The 16,171-nt window shown below is 61.6% G+C and carries 14 protein-coding genes; 5 read left to right on the top strand and 9 right to left on the bottom strand.

What is annotated here, in order from left to right; translation table 11 throughout:
* Positions 1-43: 43 nt before the first annotated feature.
* The 3 genes from EL217_RS11435 to betA form a co-directional block, all read right to left on the bottom strand.
* Positions 44-253, bottom strand: coding sequence for a hypothetical protein (locus EL217_RS11435; protein WP_023016477.1), 210 nt, complete (start codon positions 251-253; stop codon positions 44-46).
* Between the two features lie 253 nt (positions 254-506).
* Entirely contained in the window at positions 507-635 is a 129-nt protein-coding gene (locus EL217_RS00440) for a hypothetical protein (RefSeq protein WP_005280591.1), read from the bottom strand.
* Between the two features lie 190 nt (positions 636-825).
* Entirely contained in the window at positions 826-2,601 is a 1,776-nt protein-coding gene (betA, locus tag EL217_RS00435) for a choline dehydrogenase (protein ID WP_023016475.1), read from the bottom strand.
* A 333-nt stretch (positions 2,602-2,934) separates the two neighbouring features.
* On the opposite strand from betA, the gene betT reads away from it, so the two are divergent.
* Complete coding sequence (betT, locus tag EL217_RS00430) at positions 2,935-5,175, top strand: choline BCCT transporter BetT (protein ID WP_126317975.1); 2,241 nt, start codon at positions 2,935-2,937, stop codon at positions 5,173-5,175.
* A gap of 45 nt (positions 5,176-5,220) precedes the next feature.
* On the top strand, positions 5,221-6,798 hold the full coding sequence (locus EL217_RS00425; RefSeq protein WP_005280580.1) for an aldehyde dehydrogenase family protein: 1,578 nt from the start codon (positions 5,221-5,223) through the stop codon (positions 6,796-6,798).
* A 68-nt stretch (positions 6,799-6,866) separates the two neighbouring features.
* On the opposite strand, the gene EL217_RS00420 is transcribed toward EL217_RS00425, so the two are convergent.
* From EL217_RS00420 to EL217_RS00410, 3 genes are read right to left on the bottom strand one after another with little or no spacing between them, the layout of a single operon-like run.
* A complete protein-coding gene (locus EL217_RS00420) occupies positions 6,867-7,586 on the bottom strand; it encodes an SDR family oxidoreductase (RefSeq protein ID WP_005280577.1) in 720 nt (239 codons plus the stop codon).
* Positions 7,587-7,622: 36 nt separating this feature from the next.
* Complete coding sequence (locus tag EL217_RS00415; RefSeq protein WP_005280576.1) at positions 7,623-8,162, bottom strand: NADPH-dependent FMN reductase; 540 nt, start codon at positions 8,160-8,162, stop codon at positions 7,623-7,625.
* A gap of 39 nt (positions 8,163-8,201) precedes the next feature.
* Positions 8,202-8,891: an alpha-ketoglutarate-dependent dioxygenase AlkB family protein gene (locus EL217_RS00410; RefSeq protein WP_005280573.1), complete on the bottom strand. Its 690-nt coding sequence runs from the start codon at positions 8,889-8,891 to the stop codon at positions 8,202-8,204.
* Positions 8,892-8,930: 39 nt separating this feature from the next.
* Here EL217_RS00410 and EL217_RS00405 point away from each other — a divergent pair, with 39 nt between their 5' ends.
* Complete coding sequence (locus EL217_RS00405) at positions 8,931-9,596, top strand: sugar O-acetyltransferase (RefSeq protein WP_005280571.1); 666 nt, start codon at positions 8,931-8,933, stop codon at positions 9,594-9,596.
* Positions 9,597-11,867: an ATP-dependent helicase HrpB gene (gene hrpB / locus EL217_RS00400; RefSeq protein ID WP_126317973.1), complete on the top strand. Its 2,271-nt coding sequence runs from the start codon at positions 9,597-9,599 to the stop codon at positions 11,865-11,867.
* Between the two features lies 1 nt (position 11,868).
* On the opposite strand, the gene EL217_RS00395 is transcribed toward hrpB, so the two are convergent.
* Entirely contained in the window at positions 11,869-12,639 is a 771-nt protein-coding gene (locus tag EL217_RS00395) for a TSUP family transporter (protein WP_005280566.1), read from the bottom strand.
* Between the two features lie 58 nt (positions 12,640-12,697).
* On the opposite strand from EL217_RS00395, the gene EL217_RS00390 reads away from it, so the two are divergent.
* On the top strand, positions 12,698-13,804 hold the full coding sequence (locus EL217_RS00390; RefSeq protein WP_126317971.1) for an AbrB family transcriptional regulator: 1,107 nt from the start codon (positions 12,698-12,700) through the stop codon (positions 13,802-13,804).
* Positions 13,805-13,826: 22 nt separating this feature from the next.
* Here the strand turns inward: EL217_RS00390 and EL217_RS00385 are convergent, their stop codons facing one another.
* Positions 13,827-15,497, bottom strand: coding sequence for a DUF885 domain-containing protein (locus EL217_RS00385; RefSeq protein ID WP_126317969.1), 1,671 nt, complete (start codon positions 15,495-15,497; stop codon positions 13,827-13,829).
* A gap of 71 nt (positions 15,498-15,568) precedes the next feature.
* On the bottom strand, positions 15,569-16,138 hold the full coding sequence (locus EL217_RS00380; protein ID WP_126317967.1) for a TIGR00730 family Rossman fold protein: 570 nt from the start codon (positions 16,136-16,138) through the stop codon (positions 15,569-15,571).
* Positions 16,139-16,171: the final 33 nt, after the last annotated feature.

The following is a 16,171-nucleotide window of genomic DNA, read 5'->3' as shown; positions in this document are numbered from 1 at the left end:
GACCTGCAAGAATTAGTCGATGGGATAGGCGATGACTGGTCCTTCACGGTTCGGCTGCCAACAACGAGGGGGCGACGTGGGCGGCGAAATTCTCCAGAATCTTCACGTGAATGTCCACACCCACCCCTGTGGGGATGGTGATGAACAGGGTGTCGGCGGGCATGACGGCGGCGTAGGTGCGGCCAGCGACACTGACACCAGGTTCTCCCTCAAGGGCTAGACACTCACGGACATTGCGTACGGGTCGAACCACACGTAGCGAAGCTTTCTAATAGCCAAATGACTAACTCTTTTCGCTGGTATCCGGGAATGATACTTCCTTGAAGTCGGCGGTGTTGGCTACCCCACGTACGAAGTACTGGAACTGCTGCTTGGAAACCACTTAGGTCTACGAAGCCATAGCCTTCAAGCTACATCGCAGGAAAATTCCATTTCACGGTCGGTATGGGCCTTTTGCAGTTGGTTAATTCGAAATTCGTTCACCATCTCCTTAGCCACCCGCACGATTAACGCGGTGTTTCGCCATCTTCGCGCGCGGCGAGCAGCTCCTTCAGGTGCGTATCGATGTCATCGAGCTTCTTAATAACGGCAACGGCGAAAACGATACTAATGACTACAGCGATAATGCTGAGCATCACTGACCTCCTTTACTCTGGCGCTTCATTCCAGCTTCATTCCATTGGGGCCGATTCCTTGCCCGGCGATTAAATCATGGTTCTGGCCAGGCGGAGGGGTGCGCGGTGGGGAAAGGGGGACGTCGGCAAGCAAAAGCGCCGCGCCCCACAATGGGAAACGCGGCGCTAGAGCAATCCCGCGGGAGGGTGCTTAGTGGTCAGCGCCCTGGATGGAGTGCTTGTGATCGCGGACTGCTTCGCCCTCAGCGTAGAGCGGCATATCCTGCTTAGCCTTGTACCACTCGGCGTGGTTCGGCTCGAGCGGCGTGCGGCCGGCAATAAGGTCCGCAGCCTTCTCGCCCACCATCATAGTCGGGGAGTAGATATTGCCGTTGGGAACCGAGGGGAATACGGAAGCATCGGCAATATACAGGCCATCGATACCCCATACGCCCATGGTCTCTGGGTTCACCACGGCCATGGGATCGGACTCATCGCCCATCTTGGCGGTGCAGGATGGGTGCAGTGCGGTCTCGCCGTCATTGCGGACCCACTCCAAGATTTCCTCATCGCTTTGGACCTCTGGGCCCGGGCTGAACTCGCGGGCGCCAACTTCTTCCATTGCCTTGGTATCCAGCAAGGAGCGGGCGACGCGGACGGCTTCTACCCATTCGCGGCGGTCCTGCTCGGTGCGCAGGTAATTAAAGAGGATGGAGGGCTTTTGCCGGATATCGGAGCTCTTGATGTGCACGTGGCCCTTGGTATCGGAGAACATCGGGCCAACGTGCCACTGGAAGCCGTGCTTAACGTCGGCCTTTTGGCCGTCATAGCGCACCGCCATGGGCAGGAAGTGGAACATCAAGTTCGGGTAGGCCTCATCCTCGTTGGAGCGCACGAAACCGCCGCCCTCAAAGTGCGAGGTAGCCACTGGGCCCTTCTTCGTCAGCAGCCACTGCAGGCCCATAAACGGCCAACGCCACTTATCCAGGTAAGGCTGGGAGGAAGCGGTGGACTTGGTGGTCTCGTACTGGATGTAGACCTCGAGGTGGTCCTGCAGGTTCTCACCCACGCCTGGCAGGTGCTTGACCACATCGATGCCGTGCTTTTCCAAGATCTCGCGGTCGCCCACGCCAGAGACCTCTAGCAGCTGCGGGGTATTGATGGCACCGGCGGACAAGACGATCTTGTCTGCGAAAACGCGGTGGGTGCCACCCTGCCACTCGTATTCCACGCCCACTGCCTTGGTGCCTTCAAAGAGGATCTTGGTGGTAAATGCGCGGGTACGCACCTCAAGGTTGTCGCGGTCCTGGTTGGGGTACAGGTAGGCGCGGGCAGCAGACCAACGCTTGCCGTGCTTGATATTGCGATCGAAGGGGGCAAAACCTTCCTGGCGGTAACCGTTGACGTCATTGGTTAGGTTATAGCCAGCCTCTTGTACCGACTTGAATAGCGCCTGGAAAAGCTCCGAGGTAGCAGGTCCGCGGGACAGGTAGAGCGGGCCATCGTGGCCGCGGCGCGGATCATCGTCTTCTGCGGCAGCGGTGGTTTCCATGCGGTTGAAATACGGCAAGCAGTGGGCAAAATCCCAGTTATCCATGCCCGGGTTCTGACCCCACTTTTCATAGTCCATGGGGTTGCCGCGCTGGTAGATCATGCCGTTGATGGAAGAGGAACCGCCAAGCACCTTGCCGCGCGCATGGTAGATGCGGCGACCATTCATCTCCGGTTCCGGATCGGATTCATACATCCAGTCATAGTTCTTTGCCCCGATGGGGAAAGAGAAACCGGAAGGCATGTGGATGAATAGGTCCCACAGGGAATCCGGGCGTCCGGCCTCAAGAACGAGCACGCGGGTGTCTTTGTCCTCGGTCAGGCGAGCCGCGATGACGGAGCCGGCAGAGCCACCGCCGACGACGACCACATCGCTGACCTCATCCGTCGCCCTCTTTGTCGAGCGCTTCTTAGTCAACTTATCCACAATACCCATAAATCCCCTTCCTTCTGTGAGCCATCTCACGCGTAGTTCTCGCCGTATTTCGGGCGGATCCATTGTATCCTGCGCAAAAAATCTGCGCTTTTTCGCTTTCATTTATGCACAATAGCGCCCCCAGAATACACATCTGGTGGACGTTTTCCCAGATTAATGTATATTTACGGTGTTCGGATATGCATCTAAGCAGATGAAATCCGGGGTCTTTACGCATAGATTGCCCGCATATGATTTATGCCACCAACCTATCTCTCACCCCTCTTTTTCGGGGGCTATGGGGCACTCGTGCGAAGGATTCGGTACTTAATCGATCAAGACTAGGAGAAGTAGATGGCTAACCTTGGTCCGCACGACCATGAGGAGTCCCGCACAGGGGACTCCGACACCTCTCTCGCTCGCTCCGCTGGGGATACTCGCTCAGCTGGGGACAAGGGCCGTAAACCGCGCAACCAAGTCCGCGCCATCGTCGGCAGCTACAAGGCCGAAACCGGCGATGATGTCGGCGCCGATGAGGTAGCCGCGCCCAAGCCCAATTGGCCGGTCTTTATCATTTCCGGTGTTCTCATCATCGCCATGGCGCTGTACGCGGGCTTCGGGCAGGAGTCCGCGGCGAATACCCTCGCCAGCGTCACCGGATGGATCGGCACGAACCTGGGATGGTTCTACGTCCTGACCGCCACCATTGCCGTGGTCTTTGTCCTCTACATCGCCTTTTCCAATACCGGCAGCATCCGCATGGGCCCGGACCACTCCCGACCCAAATTCAATACCTTCTCGTGGGTATCCATGCTCTTTGCCGCCGGCATCGGCGTGGACCTCATGTTCTTCGCCGTGGCCGAGCCGGTCACGATGTACATGGATCCGCCGGTGGGCGATGGCGAAACCATGGAGGCCGCCAAAGAGGCCGTGGTCTATGCCATGTTCCACTACGGGCTTACCGGCTGGGCGCTCTATGCACTGATGGGCATGGCCTTTGGGTACTTCGCCTACCGCCTGAATATGCCGTTGGCTATCCGCTCGGCGCTGTACCCGCTCATCGGCAAGCGCGTGCATGGGCCCATTGGTTCGGCGGTGGACATTGCCGCCATGCTGGGCACCGTCTTTGGCGTCACCGCCTCCCTGGGCATCGGCGTGGTGCAGCTGTCCTACGGCTTCCACCTCATCTTTGGCATCGAGCAGGGGCTGGGGCTGCAATCCGCACTCATCATTGTCGCGGTGGTCATTGCGACGCTATCGGCCGTATCCGGCGTGGATAAGGGCATTCGCTTCCTCTCTGAGCTCAACGTGTACCTGGCCATCGCGCTGATGGTTTACGTCGTGGTCTTTGGCAAGACCGCCTACCTCTTCGACGCCATCGTCACCAATATCGGTGACTACGTCTCCAAGTTCCCCTCCTGGACGCTGGAGACCTTCGCCTTTGCTGAGGACCAAGCCAGCGTAGATACCTGGATGCAGTCCTGGACCCTCTTCTTCTGGGCCTGGTGGATTGCCTGGGCAACCTTCGTCGGCCTATTCCTGGCCCGCATTTCCCGCGGCCGCACGCTGCGCCAGTTCATCCTGGGCACGCTGACCTTCCCCTTCCTGTTCATCTTGATGTGGATGTCCTTCTTTGGCAATACCGCCCTGGACATGGTGCGCTCCGGTGATTATCCGGAATTTGCGGAAAACGCCATCAACGTTCCGGAGCAGGGTTTCTATGACATGCTCCAGGAATTCCCTGGCTCCGCCATCGTCATCTTCCTGACCACCTTCATCGGCCTGCTGCTGTATATCACCTCGGCGGACTCCGGTGCGTTGGTCATGTCCAACTTCACCTCCCGCATCACGGATAACCGGCAGGATGGCGCCCGGTGGCTGCGCATCTTCTGGTCCATTACCGTCGGCGCGCTTACCCTGGCGTTGCTGCAGCTCGATGGCATTGCCACCGTGCAGTCCGCGACCGTGGTCATGGGCTTGCCCTTCGCGTTCGTGGTCTACCTCATCATGTTCTCGCTCTGGAAGTCGCTGCGCTTGGAAATCGTCCAGCGCGAGGCCCGGAAAACCGCATTGCACGGCGCCATCAGCAGCCGCACCGAGCGCGAGCCGAGCGATTCCAACCTGTGGAAGAACCGCCTGGACCGCGCCAACTCCTTCCCCACCAAGCAGGACATGGATGAATACCTGCGGGGAACTGCCGCCTACGCCCTCGAGCAGGTGGCCACGCAAATGCGCACCCGCGGCTACGACGCCATCTTGCTCACCAGTGAGCTTCCCGATGCCGAATTGCCCCAGCTCGATCTCGAGGTCCGGCTGCACAACGAGCGCCAATTCCGCTACCAGCTCTTCCCGGTTTCCGCGGAGCGACCGGACTTCTGCGAGGGCGACGGCGAGTACTACCGCCTGGAGGTCTACGACATGACCGGTTCGCTGGGCTATGACGTCTACGGCTACTCCGAAAACCAGATCATCAATAACGTGCTGGACCTGTACGAGCGCCACCTGGCATTCCTCTACATGCAGCAAAGCCAGCCGGGCGATTCCGATGTCTCCGATGGCGCCGAGCCGGAACGCACCTGGCGCGAAGATAGTTAAACTGGCGGGCGATACCGCCTCAATTAGAGAAAGGTTGCTTTCACTTTGAGCACCCAGAACACCTTGTTCGATCCCACTACCACCGAATTGCTCCAGGGCGTGCACTCCGGTGGTGCCCCCAAGTCGCTCTTCATCAACGGCCAGTGGGAGGCCGCCCAGGATGGCGAGACCCGCACCATTATCTGCCCTGCCGATGGCTCCACCGTCGGCGTCGTCTCCGAGGCATCCGAGGCAGATACCCTGCGTGCCATCCAGGTTGCACGTGAAACATTCGATAAGGGCGAGTGGGCCGCAACGCCGTCCGCCGAGCGCGGCAAGATCGTCATCCGCCTGGCGGATTTCATCCGTGAGCACAAGGAACTTTTCGCCCAAGCCGAATCCGCGGATACCGGCAAGCGCTACGAGGAATCCCTGGGCGATATGGACGATATTGCCAATGCTTTCGAGTACTTTGGCACCTTGGCCCAGCACCAAGCCGGCCGCGTGGTCGACCCGCAAGATCCCAACCTGCGCTCGCGCATCGACGCCGAGCCGGTGGGCGTCTGCGGCCTGATTACCCCCTGGAATTACCCGCTGCTGCAGGTGTCCTGGAAGGTTGGCCCAGCACTTGCTGCCGGCAATACCTTCGTGCTCAAGCAAGCGGAACTGACCCCGCACACCGCGATGCTGCTCATGGCGGCGCTAAAGGAATGCGGCCTGCCGGATGGCGTGGGCAACCTCATCACCGGCGCCGGCGCTAACTGCGGCAATCCGCTCTCCCAGCACCCCGACGTGGATATGGTCTCCTTCACCGGCGGCCTCGTTACCGGCAAGCTGATTGCAAAGAACGCGGCCGAAACCGTCAAGCGCACGGCGCTAGAGCTCGGCGGCAAGAACCCGAACGTTATCTTTGCTGATGCCAACTTCGACGTCGCCGTGGATAATGCGCTCAACGGCGCCTTCTTCCACTCCGGCCAGGTCTGCTCCGCCGGCTCGCGCATCGTGGTGGAAGAGTCCCTGCACGATAAGTTCGTTGCCGCACTGGTCGAGCGCGCCGAGAAGATCAAGATCGGTGGACCCACCGATGACAAGGCCGAGACCGGTCCGCTTATTTCGGCCGACCACCGCGAGAAGGTAGCAGCCTACGTGGACAAGGCCCGCGAACAAGGTGCCAAGATCCTCACCGGAGGCCGCGCCGCCACCAGCGAGGACACCAACGGCCAGCACGGCACCGGCACCACGGATCTGGGCCAGGGCGTGTACTACCTGCCCACGATCATCGATGGCGCTACCCGCGAGATGGACTGCGTCCACGATGAGGCCTTCGGCCCGACCGTGACCATCGAGACCTTCACCACCGAAGAAGAGGCCATTGAGATCGCAAACGATACCGAGTATGGCCTGGCTGGCGCGGTGTACACCTCCGATGCCGGCCGCGCCGAGCGCGTTGCCCGCGCCCTGCGCCACGGCACCATTTGGATCAATGATTTCCACCCGTACCTGCCGCAGGCGGAATGGGGCGGCTACAAGCAGTCTGGCAACGGCCGCGAGCTGGGCCCCACCGGCCTTGCCGAATACCAAGAGCACAAGCACGTGTACCAGAACCTGGCCCCTGCCGCATGGGATCAGTTTGGCCTGCAATAAGGCTCAAGCAGGAAGATAAAGCCTAGGCCCCGCCCCGCCGCTGCTCTTTTTAAGAGCCCCGCGGGGCCTTAGCTTTGCGTGCGCGGCTTAATGGTCATCGTATCCACGTTGACGTGGGCCGGTTGGGCGGCGACCCAGCGGATGGCCTCCGCAATGTCCTCTGCCACGAGGTTGAGCTGGCCGTCATACACCTTGGCCGCGCGCTTTTCATCGCCCTTGAAGCGCACCAAGGAAAAGTCCGTGGCCACGCGGCCAGGATCAATCTCGGTAACGCGCACATCGTGGTTTTCTAGGCGCAGCGCGCGAGAAATCACGCGCACGCCGTGCTTAGCGGTGTTATAGCCGGAACCGCCTTCGTAGACGGTCCAGCCAGCAATGGAACCGACGTTAATAATTAGCCCGGAAAGATCTGGCACCCGCTCTAACTTGGGCATAAGCGCCTGAATCATGCGCACGGTGCCGAGCACGTTGGTCTCGTACATCCACTGCCAGTCCTCGATGGAGGTATCGACCAGCGGCTCCAAGCCCTTGGCACCGCCGGCGTTATTGACCAAAAGATCTACGCGGTCGAGGTGGGAGACGAACTTGGAAACAGAAACATCGGAGGTAACGTCCAGCTCATAGGCCTCGCCACTGATCTCAGAGGCAAGCTGCTGCAGGCGGTCTGTGCGGCGCGCGCCCACGACAACGTGCCAGCCGTCCTTGGCCAAAGAACGCGCGGTGGCCTCCCCAATGCCAGAGGAGGCGCCGGTTACTACTGCTACTTTCTTTTCAGTCATGCACCCCATGCTACGCAGCGCGCTGCGCGGTGCAGGGCCTTTTACTTAAAGTGCGTCCTCGAGCTCAGCAAGCAGGGAGTTTGCGCGCTCGTAGGAGTCATCGCTGGGGCGGAATTCGCCATCGTTCCAATCGGTGAAGATATTAAAGTCCAGCTGGTTGCGCAGCTGCGGCATGGAGAAGTTAGCCACGACATTGCGCCATGCCTCGACCGCGCGCACGCCGCCGACGGAGCCATAGCCCACGAAGGCTACCGGCTTGCCGGCCCATTCCGCGCCGAGCGAATCGTAGGCATTCTTGAACGGACCAGGCACGGAGTGGTTGTACTCCGGGGTCACGAAGACAAAGCCATCGCAGGCATCGACGGCCTTGGACCACTCCTGCACGTTGGCGTCATCGTACTGCTTATTCGCCGCACCCGGAACAACCTCGCTGGTAAGGATGGGAACATTGAACTTCTTGAGCTCCAACAGCTGGTACTCCACACCGTTCTCGCGGCCTTGGGCGAGGTCATTGACCCACTCGCCTACTGCCTGGCCCGCCGCCTTATCGCGGGTAGAGCCGATGATGATGCCAATTCGGGACATAAGAAAAACCTCTTTCCTTCAACCTTTATGTAACCCGCCCTAGCCTACCGCGCTCGCCGAAACTTGTCTGATGGTGATATTGATTCTGCCTTCCTGCAGCCCGCATCCCTCCGGCAGCGTGCCATCATTTACCCGCACGACCCCGTGGTAGGCAAAGCGCTTCGGCCCGCCAAAGACCACCAAATCACCCGAGCACAAAGTCACATCGTCCCAGGGCTTAGTGCGATTTTCGGTATGACCTATGCGGAAGAGGGCCTCATCCCCAATCGAAAGCGAAATCACGGGTGCGGGCGATTCCTCAGAGTCATCCACGTGCATGCCCATCGCCGAGCCGGGCGGATAATAATTCACCAGCGCCATCTCCGGCACGAAGTTATCCACCCATGGTTCAAGCTCCGGGGCAACCTGGGCCGCCTGCCGCAGCGCCACTGGGGCCAATTCCCGCAGGCTATCCGGCACCGGCGGCACCCGCGTGCCTTCCATATTGTCCACGTACCGGTAGCTGGGATAATGCCAATACCGGCCAAGATGCAGCTGAAATACGCTCATCTGTCCACCCGATTTCAGCCGCGGCTGCACCATCGCCATCGGCGTATGCGCATACGCGCGAGCAATCTCCCGCGTCTCTTCTACAAGGGCCTTTTGCTTGCCGATGCCCACCCACCCCGGCACGTGCCCCACGCCCGGCGCGACGTACGCATTCGGCCGCGGCAGTGAATCAAAAAGCATTCCTCCACTCTAATCGCCACCGCCGTGGAGGCCTCTACAATGGCTCACATGGATGAACAAAAGCTGCACGACCTGCAACGCTACGGCACTTGGGAGCGAATGACCGGTGGGCAGTGGCACCTGCCGGGCATGGGGGACATCGATAAGGAGCACCAGCGCACCTTTGGGCTGATTGGGCAGTTCAACGATCTGCACAACACCGATAAGGAGCAGGCGCAGGCAATCTTGCGGGAGATCCTGCCGGACGAATCGCACGTGCCGGGGGCGCACGCGCCGCTGAATATGGAATACGGCTGCAATATCGTCTGTGGGGAAGGCGTCTTCATCAACTTTGGCAGCAGCATTTTGGCCCAAGCCAAGGTCACATTCGGTGACCGCGTGTTGATTGGGCCCAATTGCTCGTTCATTACGGTGGGCCACCCCGTCAATGATCACGCGATGCGCGAGGGCGGGTGGGAAATCGCCCACCCCATCACCGTGGGGCGCAATACGTGGTTTGGGGCCAATGCCACCGTCATGCCGGGGGTTACCATTGGTGAAAACTGCGTTATTGGTGCCGGCACGCTGGTGACCAAGGATATCCCGGATAACTCCCTGGTCCTGGGCACGCCCGGCCGCGTGGTGCGCACCCTGGACGGCGATGAGGATTCGTGGGAGCGCAAGGATTTGGACGGCCCCGTGGAAGGTTTCGGGGCCGCGCAGTAAATGTTCGATCTCGCCAGCATTGGCGCGGGGCTGCCCGTAGCCGAGACCATCGATTCGCTTCCCCACACCGGAAACGTCGTCATTCAGGCACCGCCCGGCACGGGTAAAACCACGCTCGTGCCACCGGCGCTAGCCAATCATTCCGCAGGGCGCGGCAAGGTCATCGTCACCGCCCCGCGCCGCGTCGCCGTGCGCGCGGCCGCCCAGCGATTGAGCACCCTCAGCGGCACCCCGGAGAAGGTCGGCTTCGCCATCCGCGGCGAATCCCGCACGGGCAGCGAGGTCGAATTCGTCACCCCAGGCGTACTGCTGCGCCGCCTACTCAAAGATCCGGAGCTCGAGGGCGTGGCCGCCGTGGCCATCGATGAGGTCCACGAGCGCCAGCTGGATACGGATCTGGTGCTCGGCATGTGCCTGGAGCTGGCCGAGCTGCGCGAAGACTTCCGCGTCATCGCCATGTCCGCAACGGTAGACGCGCAGCGCTTTTCCCAGCTCATGGGCGCGCCCGTCCACACCACAGAGGCGGTGACCTATCCCCTGGATATCCAGTACGCGCCGCAATCGGGGCGCGCGGCGGGGTCGCGGGAGTTTTACGGGGGCATCGCCAAGCAGGCGGCCCGCCAACACGAATCCACGCTGGTCTTCGTGCCCGGCATGCGCGAGGTCAACCTGGTGTGCGAGGAGCTGCAGGGCCATAATGTTTTCCCGCTGCACGGCAAGCAGACCACCGCAGAGCAAGATGCCGCGCTTTATACCGATGAGCAGCGCATTGTGGTGGCGACGTCCATCGCGGAATCCTCGCTGACGGTGCCTGGCGTGCGTGTGGTGGTAGATGCCGGGCTGGCCCGCGTTCCCCGGCGCGATGCACAGCGCGGCATGTCTGGCCTGGTGACGGTCTCCACATCGAGGTCGAGCGCGGACCAGCGCGCGGGCCGTGCCGGGCGTGAGGCGCCGGGTACGGTCATTCGCTGCTATTCCCAGGACGATTACCAGCACTTTTCCCCGCACACTACGCCGGAGATCCTGTCCGCGGATCTCACGCAGGCTGCGCTGTTTTTGGATTGCTGGGGCGCGGGCCCGGATTTCCCGCTGCTCGATCCGCCGCCCGCCCAAGCCCTTGCGGCCGCGCGCGCCACCCTCGAGCGCATTGGTGCGACGCAAGAGCTCGCCCTCCTGCCCACCGATCCCCGCCTCGGCGCGGCCCTTATCCGGCACGGCAGCCAGGCGGCCCCCACCATCGCCGCGCTTGCCGATGCCCCCACCAACACCACCGATCTCACCCGTCGCCCCGCACCGCAGAAGGAAGTCAAGCGCCTGTCCCGCCTGGTGGAGGATCTCGGCCCCGCAGACCCCGGCGAGGTCGTCGCCACCGCCTATCCCGAGCAGGTGGCCAAGCGCGTGGGCGAAGACTACCTGCTGGCCAGCGGCACCCGCGCCCGGCTGCTGGATAACTCCGGGCTGGCCGGCTCGCCGTGGCTCGCCATCGCGGAGGTCACCCTCTCCAATGCCGGAAACCCCATCATCCGCACCGCCGCGCGCATCGCAGAATCCGCCGCGCTAGATGCCATCGGCGTGACCGAAGAAACCCGCGCCTTCCTGCGTGGGGGCCGCGTGCGCGGGGTCAAAGTCCGGGCGGCCGGGGCGATTGTGCTCTCCGAGACCCCAGTTAAGATCACCGGCGATGCCGCCGCGCAGGCCCTCGCCGCCGGCATCCGCGAAGAGGGCCTCGGCCTATTTACCTTCAGCGAAAAGGCCCAGATCTTAAAAGATAGGCTCCGCCACTTGCGCGCGCACTACGGCGACCCCTGGCCAGATGTCGATGCCGCCGATCCCGCCGAGTGGCTTGGGCCTGAGCTGCACCAGATTGCCGCGGGAACCCCCACCGCCAAGATAGACATGTACCCCGCCCTGCAGCGCCTGCTTCCCTGGCCGGAAGCCACGCGCCTGGATGAGCTCGCGCCCGAACGCCTCCCAGTGCCCTCCGGCCGCGATGCCAAAATCGATTGGTCGGGCGATCGCCCCGTGGTCCACATCAAGTTGCAAGAATGCTTCGGCCTGGCAGAATCCCCGGAGTACTGCGGCAACCGCGTGCAATTTCACTTGCTCTCCCCCGCCGGCCGCCCGCTAGCGGTCACCGATGACCTCGCAAGCTTCTGGTCCGGCCCCTACGCCGGGGTGCGCGCCGATATGCGCGGGCGCTACCCCAAGCACCCGTGGCCCGAGGATCCGTGGAATGCCATTGCCACCGCGCGGACCAAGAACCGGATGTAGCTTAACCCCACTGCTGCCAGGATAGATAGCAGCTCATGACCACGACCAAGGTAAGAAGGGCGTAGCGGATAAGCTTCGTCCCGCCGCTGAGCACCGTCCGCGCGCCCACCTGGGCGCCGAGGATATTGGCGGCGGCCAACGCGATGCCAAGGGTCCACCACACGTGGCCGCCAAGAATAAAGGTCACCAGCGCGCCAAGGTTCGTGGCGGTATTGACCACCTTGGCCATCGCCGCGGATTTCAAGAAGTTCTGGGAGAAAATAAAGGTAAAGGCCATAATCAGGAACATGCCGGTACCCGGGCCAAAGATGCCGTCATAAAAGGAGATGGACGCGACCGCCACAATCCCCGCCCAGGTGCGCCATCCGCCGCGGATCCCGGGTGACTCGGTAGTGCCAAAGCTCGGCTTAAAGGTCACGAAGACGCCCACCACTACTAACAGCACGATGATGAGCGGGCGCATGATATCGCTATTTAGATTCGCCGCCACGCTCGCGCCCAGCCCGGCGCACACGAGGGCGATGAGGGCGTAACGAACGAGCTCCCCTGCGGGCGGGCGCACCCTGCGCACCAAGGTCACGGCCGCCGATGCCGTGCCCGATACCGCCGCGAGCTTGTTGGTGGCCAGCGCCGTTGCCGGTGCCAGCCCCGGCACAACGGCAAGCAATAGCGGAATAAGCACGAGGCCTCCCCCGCCAATGACCGCGTCGATCCAGCCTGCCCCCGCCGCTCCCATAAGGAGCACCGCCCACTGCGCCACGTCGATATCCATGAGGAGATCATAAACCCCGCGGCGGGGAGGTCTAGACTCGATCGGAGACGAGCAGAAGATGGGAGAATACGTGGCTAAACGGCACTGGGGAATAAGCGTAGACACCCACACCATCCTGCGGTGGGGCATCGTGGTCCCCGTCTCCGTCCTCTTGGGCTGGCTTTTTAGCATGTGGCACGTGCCGGCCGCGTGGATTTTGGCCGCGATCATTGCCTCCGGCGCCATGGCCCTTATCACCGGCGAGGACCTCAAGGTCAACCGCAAATTTTATGGGCTATCGCGCGGATTCATCGGCATCATGGCCGCGCTGCCGCTAACGGTGGTCTCCTTTGGCCAATTGGTGGGGTACCTGCCGGCGGCCATAACCATGTCCTTTGTCACCATCGCGCTGGGCATCTTCTGCGGCGTTATGCTGCACCGCCAGCAGCCACGGGACGTCTCCTCCGAAACCGGCATCCTATCTATGCTTCCCGGCGGTGCCTCGCTCATGCCCGCGCTTGCCGATGAACTCGGTGCCGACTACCGCTACGTCGCGCTCACCCAATACCTGCGGTTATTGATCGTTTCCGTATCCCTTCCCGCCGTCGTGACCTTCCTCGATACGCCGGCCGGAAGGGGCGGCGACTTAAGGCTGGAGGCGGAAACCACCTGGTGGATCATCGCGTTGGTGCTCGTTATCGCGCTGGTCGGTGAAAGCCTTGGCAAATTCCTGCACCTGCCCGCAGCGGCCGTGCTCGGCCCGCTGATCTTGACGGTGCTGGCCTCGTTCTTCCTGCCGGAGGGCCATACGTTAGAGCCTATCTATGCCTTTAAGGTCATTGCCTTTTTATCCATCGGGTGGGTCTGCGGCGGCGGGCTTTCCCTCCCATCGCTCAAGGCCTTTGCCAAGCAACTTCCCGCGACGATTCTTTCCATCGCCGCCGTCCTCGGCCTGTGCGCGGCCACGGCGTGGCCGCTGATGCACTGGCTGAATATCAGCTACTTCGAGGCCTACCTAGCTACTAGCCCCGGCGCGCTAGAAACCGTGCTCGCGCTCTCCGCGGAAGGCGGCGCTGGCCCCGTGGTAATCGCGGTGCAGCTTACCCGCCTCATCGCCGTGCTGGTCATTGCCGGGTACCTGCCGCAGCTCATTAGGGCCGTCGGCAAGTTTGCTAAAAGGCGCTAGCGTGCGCGGCTAGCCTGCGCGTTTAGTTATTGAGCACGGCTTCACGCAGTACCGACATGGGCACCGAGCCAAGAGCCAAGGCCTCGGAGTGGAATTCGCAGGCGCTCATGCCCTGCTCCTCGGCGGCGGCGCGGGTTTCTTGCCATAGGCGCTGACCCAGGGCATAGGACGGTGCCTGGCCCGGCCAACCCAGGTAGCGGTTGACCTCAAAATTGAGGTTCGCATCATCCATGGCGGTGTTTTCGCGCATGTAGGTCTTCACGTGGGCCTTATCCCACACGCCGGATACTGTGCAGTCCGGCAGCTTCTTGCCCAGGTGCAATCCGATGTCCACCACGACGCGGGCCGCGCGCAGGCGCTGGGCATCAAGCAGCCCCATCCGCACGCCAGGATCGTCCATGTAGCCCAGCTCGGCCATGAGCTGCTCAGCGTACAAGGCCCAGCCCTCGCCGTGGCCGGAGTTCCAGGTCACCGCGCGGCGCCACAGGTTCAAATCCTCTTGTACCAGGGCAGAACCCAGCTGCAGGTGGTGGCCCGGCACACCCTCATGGTGCACGGTGGTCAGCTCCTGCCAGGTGTGGAAGGTATCTTGGCCCTCCGGCACGGACCACCACATGCGGCCTGGGCGCGAAAAGTCATCGCTGGGCGGGGTGTAGAAGATGCCACCGGTGCCCGCTGGGTCGATGCGGCACTCGATCTCTTCGACTTCTTCCGGAATGTCGAATTCCTTGCCGTTGAGCTCGGCGATGACCGCATCGGCCTTGCTCTGCATCCACTCCACCAAGGCATCAGTGCCGCGCAGGGTATAACGCTCCTCGTGGTTCAGCTTGCGCATGGCAGAGCGCACCGAGCACTCGGGGCCATAAAGATCGTGCGCAATCTTTTCCTGCTCCCCGCGCAGGTAGCGCACCTGGTCAAGGCCCCATTCATAGGCCTCATCCAAGTCCACGGAATCGCCGAGGAACAGCTTGGAGAAACGCTCGTAGCGCTCGCGACCCACAGCGTCCTTATTGGAGGACTGCGGCTGCAGGTCATTAGACAGCCAATCCGAGAACTCGCCAAAGGCCTCCTTGGCCTTCTTCACCTCAGCGGAGTCGGGGTCGAGGCCGAGGCCCTCGAGCATAGAGTCGGCATCGGCAAGCCGCTCGCACTGCACAATGACCTCAGAAATCTGGCGATGCGGTGCCACCATGCCGTGGGAGGCTGCTTCCTTCAGGGACTCGCGGTAGCCATCAAGGGAGCCCTTGACCTTGGACAGGCGGGAGCGAATGGCCTCGCGGTCCTCTTGAGTATCCTGCGGCATAAGCAGCAGGGAATCCCGGATGGTCTGCACGGGCGAGGCAATATTATTAAGGCTGCGAATATCCTCGCCGTGGTGGTGCAAATCCAGATCTAAACAGAGCCGATCCCGCAAGACGGCTGCGGTGACATAATCCACGTCATCGAAGTCATCCTCATCATCGGATTCATCGGTGGTGTCATCCAAGGCATCCAGATCCGCAACCATATCGCGGGTGCGATCAGCGACAGCCTCAAAATAGTCGGGGGAAAAATCCTGCAATTCGCCTTCAAAACCGTCAATGCCCCACGCGGTTGCATCTGTTGGGGATAGCTCGGCTAGGTCGTGAACGAAGTTATCGCACGAAGCGTCCAGTAGAGAGGGCTGGCGCTTAGCGGTCTGCTCAGAACTCATAAGAGGGAAGTCTAACCCTTTATCTTGTTGATAGGCCACCCAGGCCCACCCAAATGTTGCAAACTTGTTAGCTAATCGTTGTTCCACTTCGTGCCCGGGTAGTGCCACTGGGCAAAACCATCCAGCACTGCCGCGGAATTTTCCTCTATGACCAGTGCTTTTACAAAGCGGGGCAGGATGAAGCCGGCCTCGGCCATGGCGGCATACATGTCATAAAAGGGCTGCCAAAAACCTTCCACATCAACCAAGCCAACGGGCCCGCGAATGCTGCCCAGCTGTTGTTGGGTCAGTACCTCTGTTACTTCCTCCAACGTGCCCACGCCGCCGGGCAAACAAATAAAGGAATCCGCCAGCTGCTCCATCCGGGTTTTCCGCTCGGCCATAGAATCCACGACCTCGAGGCGGGTCAAGCCTGGGTGGGAGATCTCTAAATCCACCAGGGATTGCGGCATGACGCCAGTGACGGTGCCGCCGGCCTTCAAGCAGGAGTTGGCAACCTCACGCATGAGGCCGATATTTCCGCCGCCATAGACCAAGTTCAGCCCGCGACGGGCAAGCTCGCCGCCCAAGTGTTGTGCCGCTGCGCTATAGGCGGGCGAATTGCCCACGGCGGAGCCGCAATAAACCGCTACTGATTTCATGCGCCCCAGCATAGAGAATTTTCGGCCTACCTC

The sequence above is a fragment of the Corynebacterium segmentosum genome, from assembly GCF_900637825.1.
GTDB classification, from domain to species: Bacteria; Actinomycetota; Actinomycetes; order Mycobacteriales; family Mycobacteriaceae; genus Corynebacterium; species Corynebacterium accolens.
This window is presented reverse-complemented; position numbering and strand designations above follow the sequence as displayed.

Bases quoted from the DNA above. Each gene is read 5' to 3' on its own strand.
- EL217_RS00410 (WP_005280573.1), bottom strand. From the start codon at position 8,891: ATGCTTTTTGATTCACTGCCGCGGCCGAATGCGTACGTCGCGCCGGGC.
- EL217_RS00380 (WP_126317967.1), bottom strand. From the start codon at position 16,138: ATGAAATCAGTAGCGGTTTATTGCGGCTCCGCCGTGGGCAATTCGCCC.
- EL217_RS00415 (WP_005280576.1), bottom strand. From the start codon at position 8,162: ATGTCCCGAATTGGCATCATCATCGGCTCTACCCGCGATAAGGCGGCG.
- betA (WP_023016475.1), bottom strand. From the start codon at position 2,601: ATGGGTATTGTGGATAAGTTGACTAAGAAGCGCTCGACAAAGAGGGCG.
- EL217_RS00440 (WP_005280591.1), bottom strand. From the start codon at position 635: ATGCTCAGCATTATCGCTGTAGTCATTAGTATCGTTTTCGCCGTTGCC.
- EL217_RS00385 (WP_126317969.1), bottom strand. From the start codon at position 15,497: ATGAGTTCTGAGCAGACCGCTAAGCGCCAGCCCTCTCTACTGGACGCT.
- EL217_RS00395 (WP_005280566.1), bottom strand. From the start codon at position 12,639: ATGGATATCGACGTGGCGCAGTGGGCGGTGCTCCTTATGGGAGCGGCG.
- EL217_RS00405 (WP_005280571.1), top strand. From the start codon at position 8,931: ATGGCTCACATGGATGAACAAAAGCTGCACGACCTGCAACGCTACGGC.
- EL217_RS00390 (WP_126317971.1), top strand. From the start codon at position 12,698: ATGGGAGAATACGTGGCTAAACGGCACTGGGGAATAAGCGTAGACACC.
- betT (WP_126317975.1), top strand. From the start codon at position 2,935: ATGGCTAACCTTGGTCCGCACGACCATGAGGAGTCCCGCACAGGGGAC.
- hrpB (WP_126317973.1), top strand. From the start codon at position 9,597: ATGTTCGATCTCGCCAGCATTGGCGCGGGGCTGCCCGTAGCCGAGACC.
- EL217_RS00420 (WP_005280577.1), bottom strand. From the start codon at position 7,586: ATGGGGTGCATGACTGAAAAGAAAGTAGCAGTAGTAACCGGCGCCTCC.